The following is a 25279-nucleotide window of genomic DNA, read 5'->3' on the forward strand; positions in this document are numbered from 1 at the left end:
TTATACGTTCAATTTATGACTATAATTATAATACTAATTATTTCAAATAAACTCAACGAATTGATTTGTTTTTCAATCTCCTACCTGCTAAATTAATTAAATTTTTTAAAATGCAACCAAATCCTTTTTTTAGAAAATTCAGCTGTATATCATAGAAATAATAAGAATCCAACCACCCTCTTTTCTTCCAAAAATCATAATCTGCTTGTGACGTAAATGTTTTACTCCTTAAACAGTTAAACATGAAAATATCATAAAAAGTTGGATTATGTATATTCTTACTCTCTATAATTTCCACATAACTTTTCACATGTCTTTCAATCTTTTCAACACTTTTTTTATAGTAACACCTATCATATACCCATTCTAAATCTTCCTTTAAGTTTTCAAAAAACATAGGTGATATAATATTAATTGATCCAACCAAATTACATCCCCATCCACACACAGTCATTTTAAGATAATTAGTCACTTGCTTTTGTCCTCCACCATCTGTAGTTACAACTGTTAATACAGGTTTTCCTACTAATTCTTGTCGATGAAACAAGTATGATAATCTATCAAATACTCGTTTTAATGGTGATGGTACTTGATATGCATATACTGGTGTTGCCAAAATAATACCATCTGAATTTAGTAATTTTTCTTTAATTTTATTTAAGTCATCCTTGCAAGGACAAAATTTTTCGCTTCTTTTAAAACACGTATCACAGCCTTTACAATCTTCAACCGTATAATCCTTCAAAAATATATATTCAAAATTTATATCATTTTTCTTTTGTAATATTTCCTTAATTAATTCACATACATTATAACTATCTTTTTTTCGTGGACTTCCCATTAATACAGTAATTTTCATTTTATCAACCCTTTCATCGCATCCAACATTGGATATAGGTATTATTTTTTTATCCTATCTACAAAGATAGGATAAATGATTATTTTCTTAAAGCCTTAATCAATTCCTCCAATTTCTCAGGGGCAGTATCAGGATTATTTAATATTTCATATTTTAGATTTTCTATATTTTCTGCTCTATCAACTTCTATCTCTTTTGCATTTGAAAAATCAAATTTTGCTATTAAATTAGTTATTTCATTACTTGCCTCAACACAATCATCTATATTCTCAATTAAAGCATTATGCCACTTAATTTGATATTCAAGATTAGAAATCATCATTTGAAATGCAATTTTTTCTATTTCTAAAGTTTTTTGATTAACTTTAACTTTTTGCCATTTTTCAAGATATATTTTCTGATTATTTAATTTTTCAATATGTTCTATTATTTCATCAGATATACTATTTTTATCAAGAGTGTTTAACAATGGATAAATGATAAACTTATCTGAACCAATTTCATTTATATGATGGCTTAATTCTTGTTTGACTAATTCTTTCAATTCTTTTTTGCCTTTTTCTGTAATAGAATAAATTTTGCGAGCTTTCGTACCGCTGCCTATCTCCTCAGCTAATATAATAAGCCCTTCTTTTTCAAGCTTACTTAACGCATAATATATAGAACCAGATTGAATTTTAGTCCAACTATCCATTTTATTTACTTGTATAAACTTTTGAATTTCATAGCCATGTGTTGGCTTAATACTCAAATAATATAGAATCAATACTTTAATAATATAAATCGCCTCCTATCCAACATTTTATATAACTTATAATATATCCAACATTGTATATTGTCAATAATTTATTAATCTATGTACCTAATATGAATTCCAACAGGTTTATTTTTTTATTCTTTTAGCTATTTCTTCTATATGAGTATTATCAGTACCACAACAGCCACCAAAAATTTTAGGTGTAAAATACTGCTCTAACTTCATCATTTCAACAGCAAGACTGACACTATCAGATGATTTTAAATCACTACAATTGTCTAATTCTTCTGGTGATAATGGTGAAGTGTTTGCTTGTATACCACAGAAACGACTTTTTACCAATTTAGTCTTATTGAACGGAGCAGACAACGCCTTTTCTAAAACTTCTGGATGAATACAATTTGTCATATAGCCAATTGGTTTATGAACTGTTGCCTCATCTATATTTAAAATGGCATTATGAATAGTGGTTCCATCTATTAGCTTCCCATTATTCCTAATCATAAAGCTAATAATATATGGAAGTCCTGTACTTTCCATAGCTTTCGCCATTCCTATGGCTTCAGATAAAGCAGGCATAATTCCAGCATATAAGAAATCCACTCCTGAATTTTTAAATAAAGTTGCTTGCCATGAATGAAACTCCTGAGCCTCTTCCATAGATAAAATTTCTGTTGCTTTATATGCATCTCCCTTACATCCCATTAAACCACCAACAAACATATTAGTGCTAGTATTTTTCTTAATTTCTTGTAAAAAACGCACATTATCTTCAATAATTTTTTCACTTAAATTAGATTGGAAAACACGTTCTTTATTAGCTCTGCGAGTTGGAGTTGTTGCAATAAATGGCAAACTATATTTCTCAGCAATTTTTACATATTCTTGAAAAATAGTTTGCATAGCTTGTCTTGATTTATCATCATAAATTAGATTAGCCATCGCAACTTTATCTTCAAACATAATATTATATTCCCGTTTTAATCTTTCTCCTAATGCACCCTCCATTAAAATTGTTGACGATTCATTAAAGCATATTTCAAAATTCAAATATATCACCTATTTTCGTAATTATTGATAATTAGTAATTCTTTTCTTTACATTAAGTTACATATATATAACATTATACATTATATGACTTTTTAACAAAATACCTACATTACTTAAAATGTCCATGCGGAGATAATTTTATCCCCTTTGCCAAGTACAAATTCACCGCTAGTCAGAGTACATATTTCGCCAACACCATCTTCTTCATCTGTATTATTAATGATATTATCCTTCTTCCTTTTCCTTGTTTTCTCACCTTTCTCTCTATCTAAAGGCATAACAATATTATCATTCAAATTATTTGTCGTAGTTATTGCAACTTCCTCTGTAGTAACTTGATTTTCTGGTTCATTATTTTTATTATCATGTATTTCATCCTTTGCAATATCTTTAACCGTTTCAAAATTATCATTCGCATTGCTCACAAAAAAACTTTCACCCTCATTTATATTAACTTGATTTTCAGATTTATTATTATCATTCTCTTGAATTTCATTTTTTAAGTTATCATCTTCTTGGGCTCTATTATTTGCAAGGACTTCTTTATTATCAGCTTCAGTTTTTTCCTTAACTTTTATATTTTGATGCTTAGCAAAGTTTTTCACATAATAAACCTTATGTTCAGTAATCTCAACCATTTCTAACCCAATCAATACATCTAAAGCCAATTCAATCTGTTCAACACCTCTATTAAATTCTATAGCTAAAGTTTTTGCAGTATAAGGAATATTTTTTGATAGATATAACTCTCCAGCTAAGTTAACTTTTCCACATAGAAGTACAAGCCTATACCATACATATTGAATAAGATCTCTTTCTGGTTTCATATCTATTATTTTAAATTTTGTGTCATCTGGCATGTCTACTCTGAATTTTACGTACTTTCTTTCTCTCATATTACTCATTTCCTTTCATATATACTAAATAAACCCTCAAAGATGTTCCGTGTTAAAGAAATTTCAGTTGCAGAATAGTTCCGGATTGTAAAAAGTTTCGTATTGCAGCATAGCTGCTCTTCTTATAAGTGCATAGCTGCTTTTTTTGTAAGGCGCATAGCTTCTCTTTTGTAATGTGAATAGCTGCTCTCTCTATAGATTTCTATTTAATATATATGCACTTATTAAAGAAAAAACATAAAATCCAAAAATTTTTATATTAATTTTGTTTAACTGTTAAAAACACACTTATTTCTTTCAAATCAAAAAGGAACAAGCTTAATTTACAGCCTGTTCCATTAGTTTCCTTATATTACTTTTTTCACTCTATACCAATATGTATATAATTTTTTAAATCCAAGAGAATTATATAATCTAACTGCTTGCTCATTTAATGAAGTTACTTGTAAGTATGCCATATCTGCACCATTTTTGATTCCTTGATCTATAATCTCTTTACATATTTTTCCACCAAGTCCCTTACACCTATATTGTTCCATAACAATAATATCATATAAACCTATTTTTCTATTTTCAAGAACACCGAGACCACAAGCTATCATAGTATCACCTTCATTTATATTTACACAAATTACTGGATTTTGTATATTGGAAAGCATAGTTTTTACTGTAGATTTTATACTTTCTTCTATTATTTCATTAAGATTAAGAAATCCCTCTAACCATTCATCAGTCATGTCCATACTAATATTAACATCCTGAAGCTGAGACACTGTACTTTTATCTATTTCACAAACCATAATATCTGCTGATTTTTCAATAGTATATCCGCGTTTTTCTAAACAGGTATCCAAACCTTCAGCAGCATTTTCTGTCATCTTATAAATACATGGTAATCCTTTTTTAAAGTATTTATCTTCACAATAGTCAATTTTATTTTCTAAATCAATTGTTGATGAATACAATGGATTTATACTATTTCCTCTGTATGTATATCCATTTGAATATCTTAAAATCCACCCATCATATAATTCTGTTAATATTGCAGGAAAAGCATTTATTGATAACTCTTCTATTTGTAATATTTCTTCCTCCATTTTGTAGCTCCTTCTATTAATTCAAACAACTTCCTCATTTACTTTGCCATATTTACCAAAGTATCTCCTGTTATTCGATACACTGTCCAATCATTCATAGGCTCTGCACCTAATGACAAATAAAAATCAATACTTGTCTTATTCCAATCTAAGCACCACCATTCAAGACGACCACAACCACGCTCAACAGCTATTTGAGCAAGATACTTTAAAATTGACTTGCCATATCCTTTTCCACGGTGCTCTTGCAAAACAAATAAATCTTCTAAATATATTCCTGAACGTCCAAGAAATGTAGAAAAATTATGAAAGAATAATGCAAATCCGATTTCTTTCCCATTCTCTATCGCAAAAATCACTTCTGCTTTTTTCTTTTCAAAAATCCATTCCTTTAATTGATCTTCTGTTGCTACAACTTCATCTAACATTTTTTCGTACAACGCCAATTCTTTTATAAAATACAAAATCTTTGCTGTATCATTTATATCAGCAAATCTAAACTCTAAGTTACTTTTCAAAAAAACACCTCTTTCAAAATATCTAATAATATTAAAATTACTATCCCCTACTGTTTTTTTAAGACTTAACAATTCCCTTAGCAATTATGCTTCTAAATTGTGCTAACCTTCAAAAAATCATTCCAGTTAATTATCATTACCAATTTAACTTCTCTCATCTACAAATTTTTATATAATCATTCATACATTTTAAAGAACGGATCATAGTTACTATCTTCATTCCATAAATATTCAATGCTTTTGCTAATCTCTAATGCTTTTTCCTTTCCAATTAACTCTTCTATAAAACCTAATGCCATATCCATCCCTGCTGATACCCCAGAAGATGTAAATATCTTGCCATCCCTTATCCATCTAGCTTCCTTTACCCATAGCACATCTTCATTTTGTTCTGTAACCCATTTAAATGCTCTTTTATTTGTTGTTGCTCGTTTTCCATTTATAATTCCTGCTTTCGCTAGTAAAGCTGACCCTGTACACACACTTATTATATATTTTGCTTCTTTTGACATATTTTCAATGAAGTTAATAAACTCATTATCATTAACTTTTTCTCTTGTACCATTTCCACCTGGCACAAATAAAATTTTCAAAGCATCATCACTTGTATATAAATTAGTCTCCACCTTTACCTTTTGAGAACTTTCAACCAGCCCACCGTCAACTGAAATAAAATTCAATTTAAAAATCTCTGGTAATTTTCCAAGTATTTCAACAGGGCCAAATACATCTAAAGTTTCAAATTTATCAAACAATAGTATGTCAACTCTATAATTCATGTTATCAACTCCTAATATTTTATCTGAATATAATAATTTCTTTTAACGTACATTCAATTGATAAAAAATCAATTTATAAATTCTAAATATGCTGCTTTTTAAATTTAATAATATAATTATTAAATTCATTTGAAGAGCCTACTAATGTAAAATTACAATTATTCAAAACTCTATTAGAGCCTGTATTTGTTTTTAATACCTTATTAGCTGTTATACCATTGCAAAATGGATATTTATACGCCCAATCCATTAATAGAGATAACGCCTCTGTCATAAATCCTTTCCTTCTACAGTTAGAAGATATGCTATACCCAACCTCTGTATATCCACTTTCATTTGGAATTCCTTTAAATCCAATAAAACCCATTCCTTCCCCATTATCCTTATTAATAATAAGCCAATAAGTATACCAGTCATGGATATCTTCACTAACCTTTTTCATTTTCTCTATTTTCTTTGTTATTGCTATTTTAACAAAATCAAATATTACTTCTGTTTCTATAGGCGTTTTAATTTTTCTATCATTATTAATATTTAAAAGTTCAGTAACTGACAAGGGTCTTAAAAGTAAATTTTCACCTTCTACTAATATCTTTTCCACACTGATACCTCCTAATTAGTTCCAGTTTATAAATTATCCAAAAAATCCTGCAGCATTTCAGCAGTAATCCCCCAAATATTATAGTCTTCATATTTATAAAACAACGATCTGTAACCAGCTTCTCTAAATTTATAATTTTCCTTGTTAACTATCAAATCATAAGGAAAATCTTTTGGTCTATCAATTTTTATTTTGCTATTTATCTCTAAATATTTATGATCTATAAGGTAATCCAATGGAACAAGAAATATATGATCCACTTCATCTTTATTTATATTGATTTCTTTAACATCTTCTATTACTCCAACAAAAGGATGAATTATTATTCCATCAAATCTAACTACCGTATCTAATTCGTTTATTATTTCAATATTACTTACGCCAAGTTCTTCTGATATTTCTCTTAAGGCAGCTGTCTTTGGCGTTTCACAATCATCTATTTTCCCACCTGGAAAACAAATATCACCAGGCTGGCTATTCAATTTTTTTGATCTTACTTCAAACAAAACTTGTACTTCTCCATCAACATTTATAATAGGAATTATTATTGCTGATCTTCTCATTTTTCTCCAACCATTAATATATGGTTTAATATCTTTAATTTTACTTTTAATGTTTTCTATATCCATACTGTCACCTTCCTACTTATAAAATTTAAAAATTTCTGTTGATTAAATTCTATTATACAATTTCTAATTAATATTTTACATCTCAATTTAACAAATTTTGAAAAAATTAATGCCTTAAAAATAAACTTTCTCCATAGAGTTTTCCTTATAGATATCCAAGGCGAGAATTAGACATATACGGAACTTACCGAAATTAAACACATATTTATTACAGCGGACTAATGAAATTTTCGCTGGATGGGTTCTAAGTGGAAGGTTGCACCCATTTCTGCATGTTCCTAAAGTAATTTTATGACAAGCAGAAAGTGGAACAACCTTCCACTAATAACCATCACAGCTTAATTTCATATGCCGCTTGCACAAATATGTATCTAATTTCTAGTGTAGTGTTACGATTATAATTTCTCAATGATGCATATATATTCCATTTATAAGTTTGAGTATTAATTTGGATATCTAAATCAAAGACTAATTTATAATTGAACATTTATAACCTTATTTTCGCATAAATCAACTCATTGAACCTGTATTAAAAAGTTTCAATATTATTGTAACAATGTTAAAATAAAGTGTAATTGATTTTAATATTGGGGAGGGACTTAAAGTGAAAAAAATTGCGTTTTTTGATATTGATGGTACCTTATATGGCAATGATGGAACTACACACAGAATTCCAGATAGTACTGTGTTAGCTATAAAGAAGTTCAGAGAAAAAGGAAATTTAGCTTTTATCTGCACTGGCAGACCAATGAGATTTATTTATCAAATATTTGGCGATAACATGTTTGATGGCTACATATCCGCTAATGGAACTTATATAGTTTATAACGGCCAAAGTATTTATGATAGAATTCTAGAACCTGAGACTATAACAAAACTTATTGAAGCTTTTAATGAATTAGATATAAGAGGTGCCTTTGCTGGTCCATATAAAGGATATCCATATAAAATGGCTTCAGATGAAATTCTGCACTATAATTCTCAATTTACTGGTGAAGAATATTTAATTAAAGAATGGAAATTAGAAGACATTCACGCTAATGCTTTTGATATTTTTTATAACGATGAATCTCAACTAAAAAAATGCAGAGAGTATTTTTCTGACAGCTTAGTATTTAACAGTCATGGTGCTCACATGTCTGCTGATGTATCTTTTAAAGATTTTGATAAAAGTTCTGGAATTAAACATGTAATTAATTTTCTAAATATCCCTTTAGAAAATACTATTGCTTTTGGGGATGGTTATAACGACATTACCATGTTTGAAACGGTAAAACAAGGAATAGCAATGGGAAATGCAGTAGATGAATTAAAAAAAGTTGCTACATATATAACAGATAATATTTTTGCTGATGGTTTATATAATGCCATGATAAAGCTTGGCTACATTGATAAATAAAATTATTAATTAACTTTTAAATTTATTTTGAATAAATCTCAAGATGTAATCTCTAGTTTAGCACTTCAAATAACAAGAGCTCAAGAGCTTACAACATATACTTAACTCTTGAGTTCTTATTTTATATTTTAACTTTTGTTCTTATTCTATGTATTAAACTGATACTTCTTCATACAATTCCTTAATTGATTCAAAACTGTATGTTGGTTTAAACTCTGTGTCAGCTAAGTCTTCCTTTTTTGCTTCACCAGTAAATAGAACAGCCGTATCCACACCACCATTAATTCCACAAGCAATATCAGTATACAATCTATCTCCAATAACTAAAGCCTCTTCCTTTGAATATCCAGTTTGCTTTAAACACATTTCAACTATTGCCTTATTAGGTTTTCCTATGTATATAGGTTCCCTTTTAACTGCATTACCTATCATTTGGCATATAGAACCACAATCTGGTATAAAGCCAAAGCTAGTTGGACAAACAAGATCTGGGTTAGTTGCTATGTAATCTATATTTCTTGTAGTTAATAGCTCACAAATATCTTCTATCTTTTTGTAATTTAATTCATTATCAAAGCCTACAACTGCACAGGAAATATCATCCTCCTGCTCTTCTGTAACTTTTATATCAAAGCTTTTTAGTTCTTGGATAAAGGACTTTGTACCTAAAACAAAAATCTTTTTATCCTTATAATTTTCTTTCAAATATAAGGCAGTTGCATAAGAAGAGGTAACGAAACTAGTAGCATCAACTTTAATTTTAAACTTCTCAAATTTTTTAATATAATCATCAATACTAGTAGTAGAGTTATTAGTTATAAAAATGTATTTTCCACCTATACTTAAAACATGCTCCATAAATTCTAAGGTTCCATCTATTAAAGTAGTATCTAATGCAATTGTTCCATCAATATCTAATAAAAATAGTTTTTTATCTTTTAACATAATACACTTCTCCATTATAAATAAATTTGTTATTTAAAAATAAAAAAACAAATTTTAAATAACTATGATGTAATTATAAAATATATATATAATTATAGCCATATGTAAATTGCTTAATACCTTTTACATGTGGCTATAAACCCAGAATATATACAATTCTGCCGAGGAAATATTTTTTATTTTTACCAACCTTTAATTCCTCTCCATTAATATATATGTTACAAAGTAATTAAAACTTAAATATTTCAGAGGAGCTAAACACTCCTTGATTATTTATAATTCACTATTGCTCATTGAATCTCACAATAAATATAGTTAACATATTAAACTTCAAATATACGTGTATCAGGTGAAGGCACTCCAAAATCAGGAGTTCCATCTTCTTTCCACTTAATTATCTCAACTCTTGCATGTCTATTAGGATCACTTAAAGGATCTCCTTTAAGTTCAGTATAATTTCTTGAATGATAAATTAATAAATCTTGGGTTCCATCTTCTGAAACTGTGAAACTATTATGACCTGGTCCATATTGATGATTTTCATAAGAAGTTTTAAACACAGGTTCTTTAGATTTAACCCAAGATGAAGGGGCTAGTAAATTGCTATTTTCATCTGCCGTAAGCATACCAATACAATAATTTTCATCGGTAGCACTAGCTGAATAAGTTAAAAATATTTTCCCATTTTTCTTTAATATAGCTGGTCCTTCATTTACCCAATATAGTTTTATTTCCCAATCTAATTCTGGTTTAGATAATAATACAGGCTTAGATTTCAAGGTCCAAGGATTCTCCATTTCTGCAATATAAATATTAGAATGAGAATTTGGTTCTACTTCTGGATCTTCTTGAGCCCACACATAATAAAGCTTATTATCATGTTCAAAAGTAGTTGCATCTAATGCAAAACTATCCCAGCCAGTTTCTATTTTCCCTTTTTCACTCCAATTATCTGTCATCGGATCTTCATTAGCATTTTCAAGCACATACATAGAATGGTTAAAAGTAATTCCAGTTACCTCCCTATTTGGAGCAGCAGCAAAATATATGTACCATTTACCTTGTATATAATGAATTTCTGGTGCCCATATTAATTCACTCATTTCTCCACTGTCATGCTTTTTCCAAACAGTCCTTGTTTCTGCAGCTTGCAGCTCTTCAATAGTCTTTGCTTTTCTAAGTTCAATCCTATCAAATTCAGGTACAGAAGCTATAAAATAATAAAAGCCATCTTTATGTTTATGGATATACGGATCTGCCCTTTGAATTATTATTGGATTTTTATATTTTTTATTCATTTCATCTTTCTCACTTTGAGTATCCCTTATTAATTTGCTCATAGCTTCTCCCATTTTTCATAAAAAGTTTAATTATTAATACGGTTAATAGGCATTTATAATTCCTTTTATTTTAAACAACATTAAACAATACTTCAAATCTATAAATGCATTTATTTTTAAATATAATCTTTTTCTCATTTTTTAATTTCTCACTAAAACTTGTGTTTATAATGTCCTCAGCAACAAATTCATTGTCCACTAATTTATGCTTATACAATTATTATATACCCTTATATACCAAAGTCAACATCTTTAAATTAAATATAATTAAAATATTTTAAATTTAATTAAATCAATGCTGTTTTCCACCGATTAAAACCTTGTAATATACTTCAAAGCACATATTTCCCCCAAAAAAATTACACAAATATCTTTTGATATCCTATTTTTTTCTATATTTTACATGAATATGATCATTAACAAATAGTTTTAATTTATACATTTTTAAAATAATAATTCACTTTTCTTGTATCTATAGGTATAATAATATATATAAGTTCCAATTAAAATTGTACATTTCTATTCAAAAAATCTAGAATTGATTTTGCCATTAATTGAACATTGATAATTGGAATATATATTACTTTTTAATTCACCACTTAAATCGTATTATTCATTTTTATTATATAAATATTAACTTATAAAGGAGATTACTATGATTCATATTACTAATCTAAAGGATAGTTTACCCTTATTCAAAGCTTTAAGTTCAGATGTACGAATAAATATCATCGATATCTTGTCTCAATATAAACAATTAAACATGAATGAATTATCTGAAAAATTAGATTTGACCAATGGTGCAGTAACAATGCATATAAAGAAATTAGAAGAATGCGGATTAATCAAAACCACAAACTTAACCGGAAAGCATGGCTTGCAAAAGATATGTTCTCTGCATGAAGATAAGTTTGTTATTGATATAGGAAAACAAGATGTGGATAATTCTTATGACATTAATTTAAGTATAGGTCATTATTCAAACTATGATATTACACCTACTTGCGGAATTGCAACTAAAGATAAACTTATAGGTGAAGTTGATAACCCTAATTATTTTGCAGATCCCGAAAGAATAAATGCCGATATTTTATGGTTTACTAAAGGTTACATAGAATATAGAATTCCTAATTATCTAAAACCTAATGAAACCTTATCCGAACTTCAAATTTCTATGGAAATAAGTTCAGAAGCTCCCGGTGTATGCAGTGTGTGGCCTTCTGATATACACTTTTACATTAATAATCTAAACATTGGAAGCTGGACTAGTCCAGGAGATTTTGGTGATAGTAAAGGAATTTTAACTCCAATTTGGTGGAATCCTAACTGGAATCAATATGGATTATTAAAACTTTTAAGCATAAACTCCTATGGAACCTTTATTGATGGAATGAAAATTTCAGATGTTACCTTAGAAGATTTAGAATTAAATTACAAAAGCGATATACAATTTAAATTAGCTGTTCCAGAAGATACAAAGCACGTTGGTGGTTTAACTATTTTCGGAAAGAATTTCGGAAACTATAACCAAGGTATAAGCGTTAGATTAATCTACAATTCTTTAACTCAATAACCACATAACTAATTACATTTTCACCTAAAATAACTTTTTCACAATAAAAAAATAAGAAAAGATATCATTATGTTTCCACTAAAATATCTTTTCTTTATTTTCATACATATCTATTCACCTATTATAAATATCCAATTATCAGTTAAAGATTGTAGTTCTAATAAAAAGTTCACAGAATAAACAATTAAACGCCCATACGAAAAGATCATGTAGCCTAAAATTGGCCATTGATAATTGACAGCAACTCATCTAGTTCATAAAATTCAATTGTTCTAATTCCTCAAAATTGACAATTGATAATTGAAAACCAGTAATTGAACCATCATCTTATTAATTTACCAATCAACGACACACCTTTTTTATCTAGTGCAGTAATTATAAGCGTTTGTTTATTATTTTCCCAATCCCATGAAGGCATCACCTTCCCTGTATATTCAACACTTTCTCCATTAGAATTTGGTATTTCAACAGTTATGTCATCATCTCCTTCCAGCTTCCATTTTCCTGATGTTTTTTCATTTTTTAATTTACCATTACTACTTAAATCATATTCTACAGAAGATATCATTGTATTGATGTTTTTATCTTGTACTATTAACTGCCATTTACCGACAATAGCTTCCTTCTCAATTTTTTGTTCTTTTTCTCCAGCATACCTTTCTGAAGAAATCATTGGCCATCCATCTTTCGACCACAATATTTTTCTCACATTTAAATAAAACCAATCAGTTTTTTTCTCAGTTCTTGCATGATGTATTATATAGTAGTTCCCATCATCTTTTAATACAGAATTATGACCAGGAGCACTCCAGCCTTCTGCATCTCCAAATTTATATCCACCTAAAACTTTATTTCCAACTTCATTTGGCTCTGCTTTAGTCACTTCAGTCATATTATTTCCATCACTATCTAAATACGGTCCTTCTATATTATCTGCTCTTCCAACTCTTACATTATAATTTGAACTCAAAGAATCGTAGGAAACAAACAAATAATATTTTCCTTGTTCTTCATTATATATAATATACGGACCTTCAACCGCTCCGCTTACAGACGCCGCCCTCTTTGCTATGTTTTTGCCCTTATCATTTGGGTAGATTGGTTTTCCAGTATTTTTATCTAGTTTTACTAAATAGATCCCATTCCAAAAGGACCCATATGACATCCACATATCACCATTTTCATCAGAGACTATATTAGGATCTAATGCATTTCTATCATCTCCTTGATTAGTCTTTAAAACTAAACCTTGATCTTCCCAAGGGCCCTCTATTTCTTTACTTTTTAACAGCCCTATATATGATCTATTTTTACCAAAGGTTGATGCACAATAATATAAATAATATTCATCCCCTACTTTTGTTATTTCTGGTGCCCATATTCCTTGAGCACGACTCCAGCTTTTTGCTTCATCTGGAATTCCTTTTAAGGCTTGGCCTACAAATTCCCAGTTAATTAAATCTTTAGACTTTCTAATTTGTATACCCGGTGTTGCCGGACCACCTACTCTAACATCTGTTGAAAATACATAGAATGTATCTTTATCCTTATAAATAGATGGATCATGGGCTCCTAAAGTGCCCCATTTGCTTTTATCCAAAACAACACTTGGATCTCTTAATTCTTCTTGCTTTGGATCTTCCGGGAACTTCACTTTTGCTAAACTCCTTTCACTATCCTCTTTTGATGTACAACCAATTATCCCAACTATAAATATGAGCATTATAAATAATGAAATACTTTTCTTCATTTAATCACCTTCCTTCTAATAACAAACAAAGTGCCTTCAGCACGTAATTAGCTTTATCAATTATAGATATCCAAATTAATACTCATACTTATAAATGGAATATGTATGCATTATCGAGAAATTATAATCGTAACACTACACTAGAAATCAGATACATTTTTCTGGAAGCAGGCATGTGAAATTGAGCTGTTGAAGGTTATTAATGGTGGGCTTGTTTCATTTAAGCTTGTCCATATTTTATATATGGAACACGCTGAAATGACGACAAGCCCACATTTAGAACCTTCCAGCGAAAATTTCACTAGTCCTGTGGAAGATAAATGTATTGGATTTCGTTAAGTTTCGCATAAGCCTAATTCTCGCGTTGGATATCAATGATGAATTATGAATAATTTAGGCACATTCAAATAAATAACAAGCCTATTTCTAGGAAAATTCAACTTGTTATTTAATTTCATGTGCCAAATCCTAAATTATATAAATTAAAACAAACCTTTTTTAAATTGATTTTATTTGCTCTTTCCTAAGCGAATCACATTCCAAGAAGCTTTACCTAAAGAAGAAGTAATAATACCATCATTCAATTCACTTCTATCTACACATTTTGGAGTAACAGCTTCACCTTTTGGAGAGTTTACCACTTTCATATTTTCATGTTCTAAAACAATATGTTCAATAATCCTATAATCAGCAAAGCATCGTACATCGCAAGTTAATTCAATATCTTCTTCTAGATTACGATTAACAGCAAATATAGTAACTTCTTCTTTTTCTTCATTATATATAGCTATAGATTCAATGTCTGTTACATCTGTAAAATCTATAGTATCATGTTTTGGAGAAGATATAACTGGCTGCAAGGCAATACCTCTACCATATTTTGAAGCATGTAAATACGGATAATAAATTGTTTGTTTCCACGCTGGTCCATTTTCTTCTGTCATGATTGGAGCTATAACATTAACAAGCTGTGCTAAACACGCCATTTTAACTCTATCTGAGTGTTTCATTAAAACAATTAACATCAATCCTACTAATATAGCATCTTCAAAATCATAAACATCTTCTAAAAGCTTTGGCGCCTTTTGCCATGGATTATTCTTCATTATATCATCGTCTTCTTGATTAGAATGGAACCATACATTCCACTCATCAAAGCTTAAATTCATAGTTTTTTTACTGCGTTTTTTAGCTTTTATATAATCACAAGTAGCTGTAACTGTTCTAATAAAATGTTCCATATCTACACTTTGAGCCCAAAAATTTGCAGTATCATTAAATCTATTTCCATAATATTGATGAAGAGATACGAAATCTGCAACTTCATAAGTATGTTCTAGAGTTATTGCTTCCCATTCCGGAAAAGTTGGCATTCCTGTATTTGAACTTCCGCATGAAACCAATTCGATATCTGGATCAATTAATTTCATTGCTCTACCTGTTTCTAAAGCTAATCTTCCATATTCTTCTGAAATTTTATGACCTACCTGCCAAGGTCCATCCATTTCATTTCCTAAACACCAGGTTTTGATTTTATGAGGATCCTTAACACCATGTTGTATTCTTAAATCACTATATTTTGTTCCACCATTATGATTACAATATTCTAGCAAGTTGCAAGCATCTGCAATCCCTCTTGTTCCAAGATTAACTGCCATCATAACTTCTGCGCCAACAGCTCTAGTCCATTTTGAAAATTCGTTTAAGCCAATTTCATTAGTTTCTAAACTTCTCCAAGCAAGTTCTAATCTTTTTGGTCTTTCTGCTACTGGTCCAACACTGTCTTCCCAATAAAAACTTGATACAAAATTACCACCTGGATATCTAATAATAGGAACTTCTAATTCCTTAACTAATTCCATTACATCCTTACGGAATCCATTTTCATCAGCTGACATGTGACCTGGTTGATAAACCCCTCCATATACAGCTCTTCCTAAATGCTCGATAAATGAACCATAAATTCTTTTATCTATTTCAGCTATTTTAAATTCTTTATCTACTACCATTTTTGCTTTTTTTGCCACTGTAATTCATCTCCTTAATTATCTACATTTAATTTTCATCATTAATTGACAATTGATCATCGGCCATTTGACCACTGCCACTACCCTTTTACTGCCCCGGCAGTCATACCATCTACAAAATACTTTTGGAAGCACATAAATAATATGAATATTGGTAATATTGATAAGAAAGATCCAACAAATAATAAATTAAAATTATTTCCATAAGGTGTCATTAAAGTATTCAAACCTATTGGTAATGTGAATTTACTACTATCCTTTAATACCAACATTGGCCATAATAGATTGTTCCAACTACCCATAGCATTTAGTATAGCCATGGCTGCAAAGGATGGTTTCATTATTGGTAATATTAATCTAAAGAAAATACCATATTCAGAAGCTCCATCTATTCTTCCTGCTTCAACAAGATCTTTAGGTATTCCAGATAAGTATTGTCTAAAGAAAAATATAGTTGATGCTTGTGCTATACTTGGTAAAATAATACCTGCATAACTGTTAGTTAAGTGCATAGTACTTATTTGACTATAAAGAGGTAACATTAAAATTTCGAAAGGTACCATCATAACAAACAATACACAAATAAATAAGAAATTTTTTCCTTTAAAGTCATACATTGCAAATCCATAAGCAACGAATGCACTAACAAACAATTGAAGTGCCACCTGTCCTATTGTTAAAAACAAACTGTTAAAAAACCAAGTGAAGAAACTATTCTTTTCAGTAAACAAAATCACGTAGTTTTTAAAAGACATTTTAGCTATATCTATAGATGCATCCATACCATTTGCTACTACTACTGCACCATCTTTAAAAGTTGAAATTAACAATGTATAAAAAGGAATTATTAGTACTAAGGCTATAACAGAAAATAGGGCAAAAATCATTACTCTAGTAGGTATATTTTTTCCTTTTCCTGCTATAATTTGAGTGCTTTTTTTATAACTTTTTCTACTATTAAATTCTAAATTATTTTGCATACTAATCCTCCTTCTTAAATGTTCCATTTAATTTCAATTGTACTAAGTTAATAGCCATTCCTACGATAAATAGAACCAAACCTACAGCCGATGCATAACCCATTGCATTTTTTTCAATACCTTGTCTATACAAATATCCTACAATTGTAAGTCCTATATTATTAGGAGAATTATTTCCGTTATATATCATATAACTTTCTATAAACATTGCCAGACCTGCATATATAGATATAGTAAGTACATAAATAGTTGTTGGTTTAAGTTGAGGTATTGTAACATATCTAAACTTCTGCCAAGTACTTGCTCCATCAATATCTGCTGATTCATATAATTCTGCTGGTATGTTTTTTAATCCCGATAAGAAATATAACATATTAACACCTGTCCATCTCCAACAAGCTAAAACTAATAGAACAATAAAACCTGTGGTTCCGTTTTTAAGCCATTTATATGGTTCCATTCCAAATAAAGCAGTAAATTGATTCATCAAAGATGTAGCTTGTTCTCCAAAACTAAATCTAAAAACAATACCTGCAACGGCAACAGAGGTTAAAGCAGGGATATATAATGCTGCTTTGAAGAATTCTCTACCAACCATTAATTTACTGTTTATAATACATGCAAGCACCATAGGAATTGGGATAAGTAATATCAATGTCCATATCATATACTTAAAACTATTCGCTAATGCAATTAAAAAAACCTTATCTCCTAATAGTTTTGTGTAATTATCTAATCCAACAAACTCTCTTGAACCTGGCAATACATTTTGAAAGCTCATTATTATTGTATTTATCATTGGAGATATAAAAAACACCAAAAACACAAGAATAAACGGCAATATAAATACATATGGTGCTACTTTTTTATTATATATAAATCCTTTAAACATTGCTAAACTTCCTCCCACCACACTTTTAAATAGTACAGAGAAGCTGTTTTTTTCCAGCTTAATATTTTCACCAAACAGCTTCTCTTTATAAATTTTTCAATTATTTTAATTCGTTTTCTACTTGTTGTTGTGCTTCATCTAAGGCTTGTTTTATATCTTTTTTGTCTTCGAATATACTATTTAAAGTTACTGTACATAAAACGTTGTTTATGCTAGGCATAGCTTGATTTGACTTAATTAATGAAATTTCATTTTTAATTTCATTTAATGTATCAAAAGGATTAGTCTTGAAGTATTTTATAAACTTATTATCTTTATTTTGAGTAAGAGTTTTGTCATTCCATAAGTCAGTATTTATTGGATCAAATCCTAAGTCATCCCATATAGCTCTTTCTCCATCTTCTGAAAGTTTAGCATATGCTATGAATTCTTTAAGGTTTTGTTTATTTTTAGCTGTTTTAGTTACAACTGTACCAGTACCACCAAGACCTACTGAACGTGGTTGACCTTTTTCAAATACTGGAGCTGGAGCAATTGCCCATTTACCTGCTTGATCAGGCATATATTGTAAAAATCTTGACATGTACCACATAGCTTTAATTACAACTGCATAATCTCCATTATTTATTGCACCTTCAGCATCTGTTGTATCAGGTTGTCCACCTGGAATAGTTGCTATAGCATGTGCATCTTGCATATCTCTTAAAGTAGTAAGTGCCTTAACCATTTGAGGGCTGTTTAATTGAGGCTTTCCATTAGCATCAGTATAGTCTGATTTTTGTTCAGCTAACATAAGACTTGTTTGCCAAGCAGCACTTGTATCTGCTGTACCAAAGTTTTTACCAGTTGCAGCATAATATTTAGCACCTGCTTTCTTGAAATCATCCCATGTTACTATAGTTTTATAATCAATACCTGCTTTTTCTAAAAGTTCAGTGTTGTAATATGCAACTGTTGCACCAACATGGTAATCAAATCCATACACATGGTTATCCTTACTATAAAGTTCGACACGCGATTTAACTACCTTGTCCTTATAAGGCACAAAAACATCATCAAGCGGTTCAAATTGTGGGTCTCCTTTTAAGAAGTTAGGAAATTTACCTACTTCTACATCCGCTACATCAGGAGCTCCTTGTCCGGACAAGAGGGCTGATTGTAATTTATTATGCATATCATCATAAGGAAGAACTGTAAATTTAATATTAAGTTTCTTGTCAGGATTCTTTTGGTTCCACTTGTCTAGCATCTTTTGAAAAAAAGTAGCATGCATATCAACAAAAGTCCACATTTCTAATTGATCCCCCGAATTAGATGCTGCATCTTTTTTTCCATCATTACTTGAACTTGTTGATGCGGTATTTCCACCACATCCAATCAACATAGATGCTGCAAGAGTTGTTGTAACAACAGCAGTTGCAAGTTTTTTTAATATTTTTACACTTTTCATATTATTTACCTCCCATTTTCAAATAAAATCAATATATTTATGACCATTGTCTTCATATAGTTGTAAATACATAATACAAAAACAATGCTTAAATCATATTTCACTTTACTTTTTTAAAATAAATATATAACCATAAAGATATTTATTTTAAAATATATTAAACTATATATTTTAGATAGTTTAATACCCAATAACCATATTTTATATTAAATGTAAATTATTTTTAAATTTAATGCATATTTCTACACTTTTCCCTTTTTATAATCGTTTTCATTTGTTGTAATATTTAATTTCATTCTTTTTATACTTTAATTATATACCGATTAATTCCAAAGTCAATAGTTTTGCATCATGTTTATCTAAATTATTTTAAATATATTTAAAGTATATTAGCACTATCATTACCTCTCTACATCATGTACATTTATATACTATTGCAGGTAATTTTATCTAATGTTATACTATTTCTAAATTTATACAAAATCATGAATTCTAATATTTTAAGGAGACTACGTTATGCGCATATTAAAAATACTTACTGCAAATTTTGAAAAAGAAGGGCCTGGAATAAACAAAAATGATCCCCAAAAGGAAGGCTTCTCTTTATTTTTAGAAATTCTTATTTTGCGATTTTGGGACATTATTAAGTTAAATTTGATTTTTATCCTATATTGTATACCTATAGTGACCATAGGTCCTGCTCTTGCTGCTATGACTTCTATTACAATCTCCATGATTCAAAGGAAACATATTTATATTTTCTCTGATTTTCATAAAGCCTTCAAAAGTAACTTTAAACAATCTTTTATAGCAGGAATTATATATATCATAACAATTGTTATTTTAAGTTATTCACTAGCTTACTATTATAAACTGGCTCAAAATAATTACTTCTTTTATTCTATATTCTTTTTTTGTTTTTTTCTTTCAGTTTTCGTAGGACTTGCTTGGTTATATGTTTATCCACTTATAACAACTGTACATCTTTCATTAAAAGATATTTTCAAAAACTCCATTCTCCTATCAATAGTATGTTTTAAAAACACTTTACTAGGAGCTTTAGTATACTGGTTAATTGTTAGTGTTAATATTTTATTTTTCCCTCTAGCACTTCCATTTTATATATTATTATCTTTTGGCATTCTTTCTTTTATAGGAAGCTTTGCTACCTATAAAGGAATCGAGACTTTCATTATAAAATAAAAAATGTATATTAAAGGATATAAATCCTTTAATATACACTTTCTATAATCAGTCTATTATTTTTTCATCTTTGTTAAATTTTAAATAAAACTTAAAATTTAATTACGCGAGCTTTCCCTTTAGAACTTTATTGAATAATGATAATTGCTAATTACTAATTTAACATTATAAATTAGTAATTGTATATTCAAATTCTATAAATTAATCACTAGTTCTACAGGACAATGGTCTGATCCCATTACTTCCGTATGAATTTTAGCAGCTTCCAATTTATCTTTCAAACTTTCTGATGTTAAAAAGTAATCTATTCTCCATCCTGCATTATTAGCTCTTGCATTAAATCTATATGACCACCAAGAATATACACCTTCTACATCTGGGTAAAAGTGTCTATATGTATCAATAAAGCCTGCCTCCAATAATTCAGACATCTTATCTCTTTCTTCATCTGTGAAGCCAGCATTTCTTCTATTTGCTTTAGGATTTTTAAGATCAATTTCCTTATGGGCAACATTTAAATCACCACAAACTATAACCGGTTTCTTTTCTTCAAGTTCCTTTAAATATTTTCTAAAAACATCTTCCCATACCATTCTATAATCTAATCTTTCAAGTGCTTGCTTAGAATTAGGAGTATATACAGTAACTAAATAAAAATCATCATATTCAGCAGTGATAACTCTTCCTTCATTATCATGCTCACTTATACCGATGCCTTTTTTTACGCTTATAGGCTCTTCTTTAGTAAAAACCGCTGTACCAGAATACCCCTTTTTCTCTGCGTAATTCCAGTAAGATTTATAACCTTCCAAATCCAAATCAATTTGTCCCTCTTGAAGCTTACTTTCTTGAATACAAAATATATCCGCATCAACTTCTTTAAAAAAATCTAAAAACCCTTTGCCAGCACAAGCTCTTAATCCATTAACATTCCACGAAATTAATTTCTTCAATATTATATCCTCCGTATTTTCATAAATTCTAATCAATAATAATTATTATATACTAAAATCTTAATATAATCTACTCACTCTCATACATATTTTTTATTAATTTTCCATCTTCATTTAGAAATACCAAAATAATTCCCACAATCTCAATTAACCACTAACTGTAAATTGTAAACTGAACTAAGTTCTATGTAATATGTAAAATAAACAAAAGTGATGTAATTATTGTAATACTTATAGGAATAGATAGAGAATTCACCACACCTGCTAAGCCCTCATCTCCCTTACACATTCCTGTAAATACTGGAGATAGTACAGAAATCGGTCCAAAAACCAATATTATTAAAACATGCTTTATATCCATTGAAAATGGAAGCAAGTAATAAATTATTAGTGCAAAAATAAACGAACTTATATAACGGATACTTAACATAAATACAACTTTAAATAATTGTTCTCGTTTAAAATTACATTCAAATACCATGCCTATCATAAGCATTGATAAAAAAGCATTACCCATACTTAAATTTGAAGTAATACTAAAAATCACTTGCGGTAATTTAATTCCAGTTAAAGTTATAATAAACATAAGTAAATATGTATCAAATGGTACAGATGAAAATATTTTTCTAAGAAATCCCCTGATGCTTTGCTTCCCTCCTTCTCCTGAAACTCCAGAAGCTATTGCATATGTTCCTCCAGTACACATTATGGAATTTCCTGTATCAAAAAGACTAGCAATTCCAACTGCATACGGCCCTAAAAAACTTTGAACATACGGAAGTGTAAAACATCCTATGTTATAACCTGCTAGATTAAGCATGTTGAAAGCTTTTTCTTTCCCATCTTTGTTCCTCGCTAATATATAACCTGTTGTTGACATGATTATATTCGCCAAGAAACCAAATAAAACGATCAAAAGCATTGATGTATCCATTTTAAAATTAGCAAAACCAGTAATTAACGCGCATGGCAGCGTAATATTCATAATAATTTTAGTAACAATCTTATAGTCTTTAGCTCCAAATATTCCTATTCTCTTTAAAACATTACCTATAATAATTATAAGAATAAAGCTAAAAGCTTTTATCAGTATTTCCCCCATCATATCTCCCTTTCTCTTATGTATATATGTATTAATTAATATTGCACATCTCAATTTAAAAAATTCTAAAAAGATTTCATCTCTAATTGACAATTGATTATCATCTTATACAAACAAATGAGCTGCATACTTAACTAATCTTTAGTTAACAATTGAACATTGATAACTACACCATATATTTTAATTATAGCACAGAAAAAAGCTACCTTAATAAATTTTCCATTTTATCAAGATAGCCACTGTTATTTATCTACTGTCTGCTTCTACTTTTATGCTTTGCAGTAGTTTTTGCATTATTTTTCCCCTTAGTATTTCTTGATTTATGATTATCACTTATTTGCTTACCTTTATTTCCTCTATTAGCATTTGTTTTATTACTTTTATCAACGGTATTACTTTCTTTACTTTTACTATATGAATTATTTTTAGAATTGTGACTTTTATCTCTTATAAGGCACTTAGGTCCATTACCAATTAAATCAGTTCTTCCTGCTTCTGTTAAAGCTTCATATACCAAAGTATAATATTTAGGATTTTTAAATTGAAGAAGTGCCCTTTGCATAGCTTTTTCATGTTTTGTTTTCGGAACATAAATTTCTTTCATTGTAGCTGGATCAAGTCCAGTATAATACATAGTTGTAGCTAAAGTTCCTGGTGTTGGATAAAAATCTTGAACCTGCTCCGGCTGATAATTTATATCTCTTAAATATTCTGCAAGTTCAATAGCACATTTTAAAGTACTTCCTGGATGAGATGACATTAAATACGGAATTATGTACTGTTTCTTCCCAAGCTTATTAGTTATTTTTTCAAACTTCGCTACAAATTTATCATAAGTTTCTCCTGCTGGCTTCCCCATATACTTTAAAACATCCCTAGAAACATGTTCAGGAGCAACTTTCAATTTTCCACTCACATGATGCTCAACTAATTCTTTAAAGAAGGTATCATCTTTATCAGCCATAATATAATCATATCTTAGTCCAGAACGTACAAATGCTTTTTTTACCTTAGGTACCTTCCTAATAGCTCTTAATAATTCTAAATATTCAGAATGATCCACATCAGCATTCCCACAAACACTTGGAGATAAACAATCTTTTCCCTTGCAGGCACCAAAAGCTAATTGCTTGGTGCAGGCAGGTTTTCTAAAGTTTGCAGTTGGTCCTCCCACATCATGTATGTAGCCTTTAAAATCAGGCATCTTAGTTATTTCTTCAACTTCTTGTAATATAGATTCCTTGCTTCTGCTTTGAACGACTCTGCCCTGATGAAAAGTTATAGCGCAAAACTTACAATCGCCAAAGCACCCTCTTGAACTTACAGTACTAAATTTCACTTCCTCAATTGCAGGTATTCCGCCTTTTGCTTCATAAATAGGGTGATAATTTCTCATATAAGGAAGGTTATATACTTCATCCAGTTCTTCTCTGTTTAATGGAGTTTCTGGAATATTTTGAACCAAATATTTATTTCCATGTTTTTGAACCAAAATATGTCCTCTTATCGAGTCTTGCTCGTCATCTTCAAGTTTACTTGCTTGTGCATATTTATATTTGTCAATTGAAACGTCTTTATATGAAGGGATTTCAATATAATCTTGAATATCTTCTAAACTTTCAGTCAGATAACAAGTCCCTCTAACATAAGTAATATCCTTCGCACGAACATTATTCTTCAAGCTTTCTGCTATAGCTACAATTTGCTTTTCCCCCATGCTATAAATCAAAAGATCAGCTGTACTATCTATTAGTATTGATTTTCTTACCTTATCACTCCAATAATCATAATGAGCAAACCTTCTAAGACTTGCTTCTATTCCACCAATTACAATATCAATATCTTTATATGCTTCTCTTATTTTATTACAATATACAATTGTTGACATATCTGGCCTATGGCCCATTTCCCCACCTGGTGAATAAAGATCTGCACTTCGTTCCCTTTTACTTACAGTATAATGATTAACCATAGAATCCATATTCCCAGCATTAACCAAGAAAGCATACTTAGGTCTTCCAAGCCTTTGAAAGTCATAAATCGACTTCCAGTCTGGCTGAGCTATTATACCAACTTTATATCCATTAGCTTCAAGAACTCTTGAAATAATTGCAGTTCCAAAACTATGATGATCTATATACGCATCGGCTGTGACTATAATAAAATCACATTCATCCCAGCCTCTTTCTCTCATATCTTTTTTATTTATTGGTACAAACTTTTTTTCAGTTGTCATTATTTCACCTACCTATTTTTCTCTTTGCCTATTATATCACAAAGATTATAATTATGTCTTAGAATATTTTTTAAGCTTTTCAAAGGAATCCAGAACTCAATTGTTAATTTTAGAGGATCAATGATTATTAACAGCTTAACATTTATAATTGAATATTGTTTTTTTGTGTAACACTTTTTATTTATGTTTAATATACTATTTCTATAACAAAGGATTTATAAAACACAAAGGAGAAATGAATTA

22 protein-coding genes are annotated in these 25279 nt (G+C 29.4%); 3 read left to right on the forward strand and 19 right to left on the reverse strand.

Translation table 11 applies throughout. The features are described from left to right. Positions 1–52 precede the first annotated feature (52 nt). The 9 genes from CSPA_RS20410 to CSPA_RS20450 form a co-directional block, all read right to left on the reverse strand. The gene (locus tag CSPA_RS20410; RefSeq protein ID WP_015394268.1) at positions 53–859 is read right to left on the reverse strand and encodes a flavodoxin family protein; all 807 of its coding nucleotides are present in this window, start codon (positions 857–859) and stop codon (positions 53–55) included. 79 nt (positions 860–938) lie between these two features. Then, entirely contained in the window at positions 939–1610 is a 672-nt protein-coding gene (locus CSPA_RS20415) for a PadR family transcriptional regulator (protein ID WP_015394269.1), read from the reverse strand. Between the two features lie 132 nt (positions 1611–1742). Further along, complete coding sequence (locus CSPA_RS20420; protein ID WP_015394270.1) at positions 1743–2666, reverse strand: homocysteine S-methyltransferase family protein; 924 nt, start codon at positions 2664–2666, stop codon at positions 1743–1745. Between the two features lie 113 nt (positions 2667–2779). Next, positions 2780–3562 carry a phage replisome organizer N-terminal domain-containing protein gene (locus tag CSPA_RS20425; protein ID WP_015394271.1) on the reverse strand — a complete coding sequence of 261 codons (783 nt, stop codon included), beginning with the start codon at positions 3560–3562 and terminating at the stop codon, positions 2780–2782. A 347-nt stretch (positions 3563–3909) separates the two neighbouring features. Then, positions 3910–4659: a GNAT family N-acetyltransferase gene (locus tag CSPA_RS20430; protein ID WP_015394272.1), complete on the reverse strand. Its 750-nt coding sequence runs from the start codon at positions 4657–4659 to the stop codon at positions 3910–3912. A gap of 38 nt (positions 4660–4697) precedes the next feature. Then, entirely contained in the window at positions 4698–5177 is a 480-nt protein-coding gene (locus CSPA_RS20435) for a GNAT family N-acetyltransferase (RefSeq protein ID WP_015394273.1), read from the reverse strand. 176 nt (positions 5178–5353) lie between these two features. Next, positions 5354–5956 (reverse strand): DJ-1/PfpI family protein, encoded by a 603-nt coding sequence (locus tag CSPA_RS20440; protein WP_015394274.1) that lies wholly within the window; start codon positions 5954–5956, stop codon positions 5354–5356. A gap of 82 nt (positions 5957–6038) precedes the next feature. Then, positions 6039–6557, reverse strand: a complete 519-nt coding sequence (locus CSPA_RS20445; protein ID WP_015394275.1) for a GNAT family N-acetyltransferase — start codon at positions 6555–6557, stop codon at positions 6039–6041. A 26-nt stretch (positions 6558–6583) separates the two neighbouring features. After that, complete coding sequence (locus CSPA_RS20450) at positions 6584–7186, reverse strand: NUDIX hydrolase (protein WP_015394276.1); 603 nt, start codon at positions 7184–7186, stop codon at positions 6584–6586. Between the two features lie 604 nt (positions 7187–7790). Between CSPA_RS20450 and CSPA_RS20455 the strand changes: the two genes are divergently transcribed. Further along, positions 7791–8585: a Cof-type HAD-IIB family hydrolase gene (locus CSPA_RS20455; RefSeq protein ID WP_015394278.1), complete on the forward strand. Its 795-nt coding sequence runs from the start codon at positions 7791–7793 to the stop codon at positions 8583–8585. Positions 8586–8738: 153 nt separating this feature from the next. Here CSPA_RS20455 and CSPA_RS20460 read toward each other — a convergent pair whose 3' ends face one another. Together CSPA_RS20460 and CSPA_RS20465 are read right to left on the reverse strand one after the other, a co-directional pair. Next, a complete protein-coding gene (locus CSPA_RS20460) occupies positions 8739–9530 on the reverse strand; it encodes an HAD-IIA family hydrolase (RefSeq protein ID WP_015394279.1) in 792 nt (263 codons plus the stop codon). Positions 9531–9853: 323 nt separating this feature from the next. Further along, a complete protein-coding gene (locus CSPA_RS20465) occupies positions 9854–10870 on the reverse strand; it encodes a glycoside hydrolase family 43 protein (protein ID WP_015394280.1) in 1017 nt (338 codons plus the stop codon). A 655-nt stretch (positions 10871–11525) separates the two neighbouring features. On the opposite strand from CSPA_RS20465, the gene CSPA_RS20470 reads away from it, so the two are divergent. Next, positions 11526–12443 (forward strand): ArsR/SmtB family transcription factor, encoded by a 918-nt coding sequence (locus tag CSPA_RS20470; RefSeq protein WP_015394281.1) that lies wholly within the window; start codon positions 11526–11528, stop codon positions 12441–12443. Positions 12444–12765: 322 nt separating this feature from the next. On the opposite strand, the gene CSPA_RS20475 is transcribed toward CSPA_RS20470, so the two are convergent. The 5 genes from CSPA_RS20475 to CSPA_RS20495 all read right to left on the reverse strand — a co-directional run bounded on the left by CSPA_RS20475 (position 12766) and on the right by CSPA_RS20495 (position 19542). Further along, positions 12766–14193: an arabinan endo-1,5-alpha-L-arabinosidase gene (locus CSPA_RS20475; RefSeq protein WP_015394282.1), complete on the reverse strand. Its 1428-nt coding sequence runs from the start codon at positions 14191–14193 to the stop codon at positions 12766–12768. Between the two features lie 509 nt (positions 14194–14702). After that, positions 14703–16220: an arabinosylfuranosidase ArfA gene (gene arfA, locus CSPA_RS20480; RefSeq protein ID WP_015394283.1), complete on the reverse strand. Its 1518-nt coding sequence runs from the start codon at positions 16218–16220 to the stop codon at positions 14703–14705. Between the two features lie 80 nt (positions 16221–16300). Then, a complete protein-coding gene (locus CSPA_RS20485; protein WP_015394284.1) occupies positions 16301–17200 on the reverse strand; it encodes a carbohydrate ABC transporter permease in 900 nt (299 codons plus the stop codon). Position 17201: 1 nt separating this feature from the next. Beyond that, on the reverse strand, positions 17202–18092 hold the full coding sequence (locus CSPA_RS20490) for a carbohydrate ABC transporter permease (protein WP_015394285.1): 891 nt from the start codon (positions 18090–18092) through the stop codon (positions 17202–17204). A gap of 100 nt (positions 18093–18192) precedes the next feature. Then, entirely contained in the window at positions 18193–19542 is a 1350-nt protein-coding gene (locus CSPA_RS20495) for an ABC transporter substrate-binding protein (protein WP_015394286.1), read from the reverse strand. 516 nt (positions 19543–20058) lie between these two features. Between CSPA_RS20495 and CSPA_RS20500 the strand changes: the two genes are divergently transcribed. Further along, the gene (locus CSPA_RS20500) at positions 20059–20745 is read left to right on the forward strand and encodes a DUF624 domain-containing protein (protein WP_015394287.1); all 687 of its coding nucleotides are present in this window, start codon (positions 20059–20061) and stop codon (positions 20743–20745) included. A 194-nt stretch (positions 20746–20939) separates the two neighbouring features. Here CSPA_RS20500 and CSPA_RS20505 read toward each other — a convergent pair whose 3' ends face one another. The 3 genes from CSPA_RS20505 to CSPA_RS20515 form a co-directional block, all read right to left on the reverse strand. Next, complete coding sequence (locus CSPA_RS20505; protein WP_026106349.1) at positions 20940–21704, reverse strand: exodeoxyribonuclease III; 765 nt, start codon at positions 21702–21704, stop codon at positions 20940–20942. A 178-nt stretch (positions 21705–21882) separates the two neighbouring features. After that, the gene (locus tag CSPA_RS20510; protein WP_017810433.1) at positions 21883–22893 is read right to left on the reverse strand and encodes an AEC family transporter; all 1011 of its coding nucleotides are present in this window, start codon (positions 22891–22893) and stop codon (positions 21883–21885) included. Between the two features lie 157 nt (positions 22894–23050). Further along, positions 23051–25036 carry a YgiQ family radical SAM protein gene (locus CSPA_RS20515; protein WP_015394290.1) on the reverse strand — a complete coding sequence of 662 codons (1986 nt, stop codon included), beginning with the start codon at positions 25034–25036 and terminating at the stop codon, positions 23051–23053. Positions 25037–25279: the final 243 nt, after the last annotated feature.

The organism is Clostridium saccharoperbutylacetonicum N1-4(HMT), from assembly GCF_000340885.1.
Taxonomy (GTDB): Bacteria; Bacillota; Clostridia; order Clostridiales; family Clostridiaceae; genus Clostridium; species Clostridium saccharoperbutylacetonicum.

Bases quoted from the DNA above. Each gene is read 5' to 3' on its own strand.
- CSPA_RS20440 (WP_015394274.1), bottom strand. From the start codon at position 5,956: ATGAATTATAGAGTTGACATACTATTGTTTGATAAATTTGAAACTTTA.
- CSPA_RS20500 (WP_015394287.1), top strand. From the start codon at position 20,059: ATGCGCATATTAAAAATACTTACTGCAAATTTTGAAAAAGAAGGGCCT.
- CSPA_RS20465 (WP_015394280.1), bottom strand. From the start codon at position 10,870: ATGAGCAAATTAATAAGGGATACTCAAAGTGAGAAAGATGAAATGAAT.
- CSPA_RS20450 (WP_015394276.1), bottom strand. From the start codon at position 7,186: ATGGATATAGAAAACATTAAAAGTAAAATTAAAGATATTAAACCATAT.
- CSPA_RS20460 (WP_015394279.1), bottom strand. From the start codon at position 9,530: ATGTTAAAAGATAAAAAACTATTTTTATTAGATATTGATGGAACAATT.
- CSPA_RS20470 (WP_015394281.1), top strand. From the start codon at position 11,526: ATGATTCATATTACTAATCTAAAGGATAGTTTACCCTTATTCAAAGCT.
- CSPA_RS20515 (WP_015394290.1), bottom strand. From the start codon at position 25,036: ATGACAACTGAAAAAAAGTTTGTACCAATAAATAAAAAAGATATGAGA.
- CSPA_RS20430 (WP_015394272.1), bottom strand. From the start codon at position 4,659: ATGGAGGAAGAAATATTACAAATAGAAGAGTTATCAATAAATGCTTTT.
- CSPA_RS20495 (WP_015394286.1), bottom strand. From the start codon at position 19,542: ATGAAAAGTGTAAAAATATTAAAAAAACTTGCAACTGCTGTTGTTACA.
- CSPA_RS20475 (WP_015394282.1), bottom strand. From the start codon at position 14,193: ATGAAGAAAAGTATTTCATTATTTATAATGCTCATATTTATAGTTGGG.
- CSPA_RS20410 (WP_015394268.1), bottom strand. From the start codon at position 859: ATGAAAATTACTGTATTAATGGGAAGTCCACGAAAAAAAGATAGTTAT.
- CSPA_RS20490 (WP_015394285.1), bottom strand. From the start codon at position 18,092: ATGTTTAAAGGATTTATATATAATAAAAAAGTAGCACCATATGTATTT.
- CSPA_RS20485 (WP_015394284.1), bottom strand. From the start codon at position 17,200: ATGCAAAATAATTTAGAATTTAATAGTAGAAAAAGTTATAAAAAAAGC.
- CSPA_RS20425 (WP_015394271.1), bottom strand. From the start codon at position 3,562: ATGAGAGAAAGAAAGTACGTAAAATTCAGAGTAGACATGCCAGATGAC.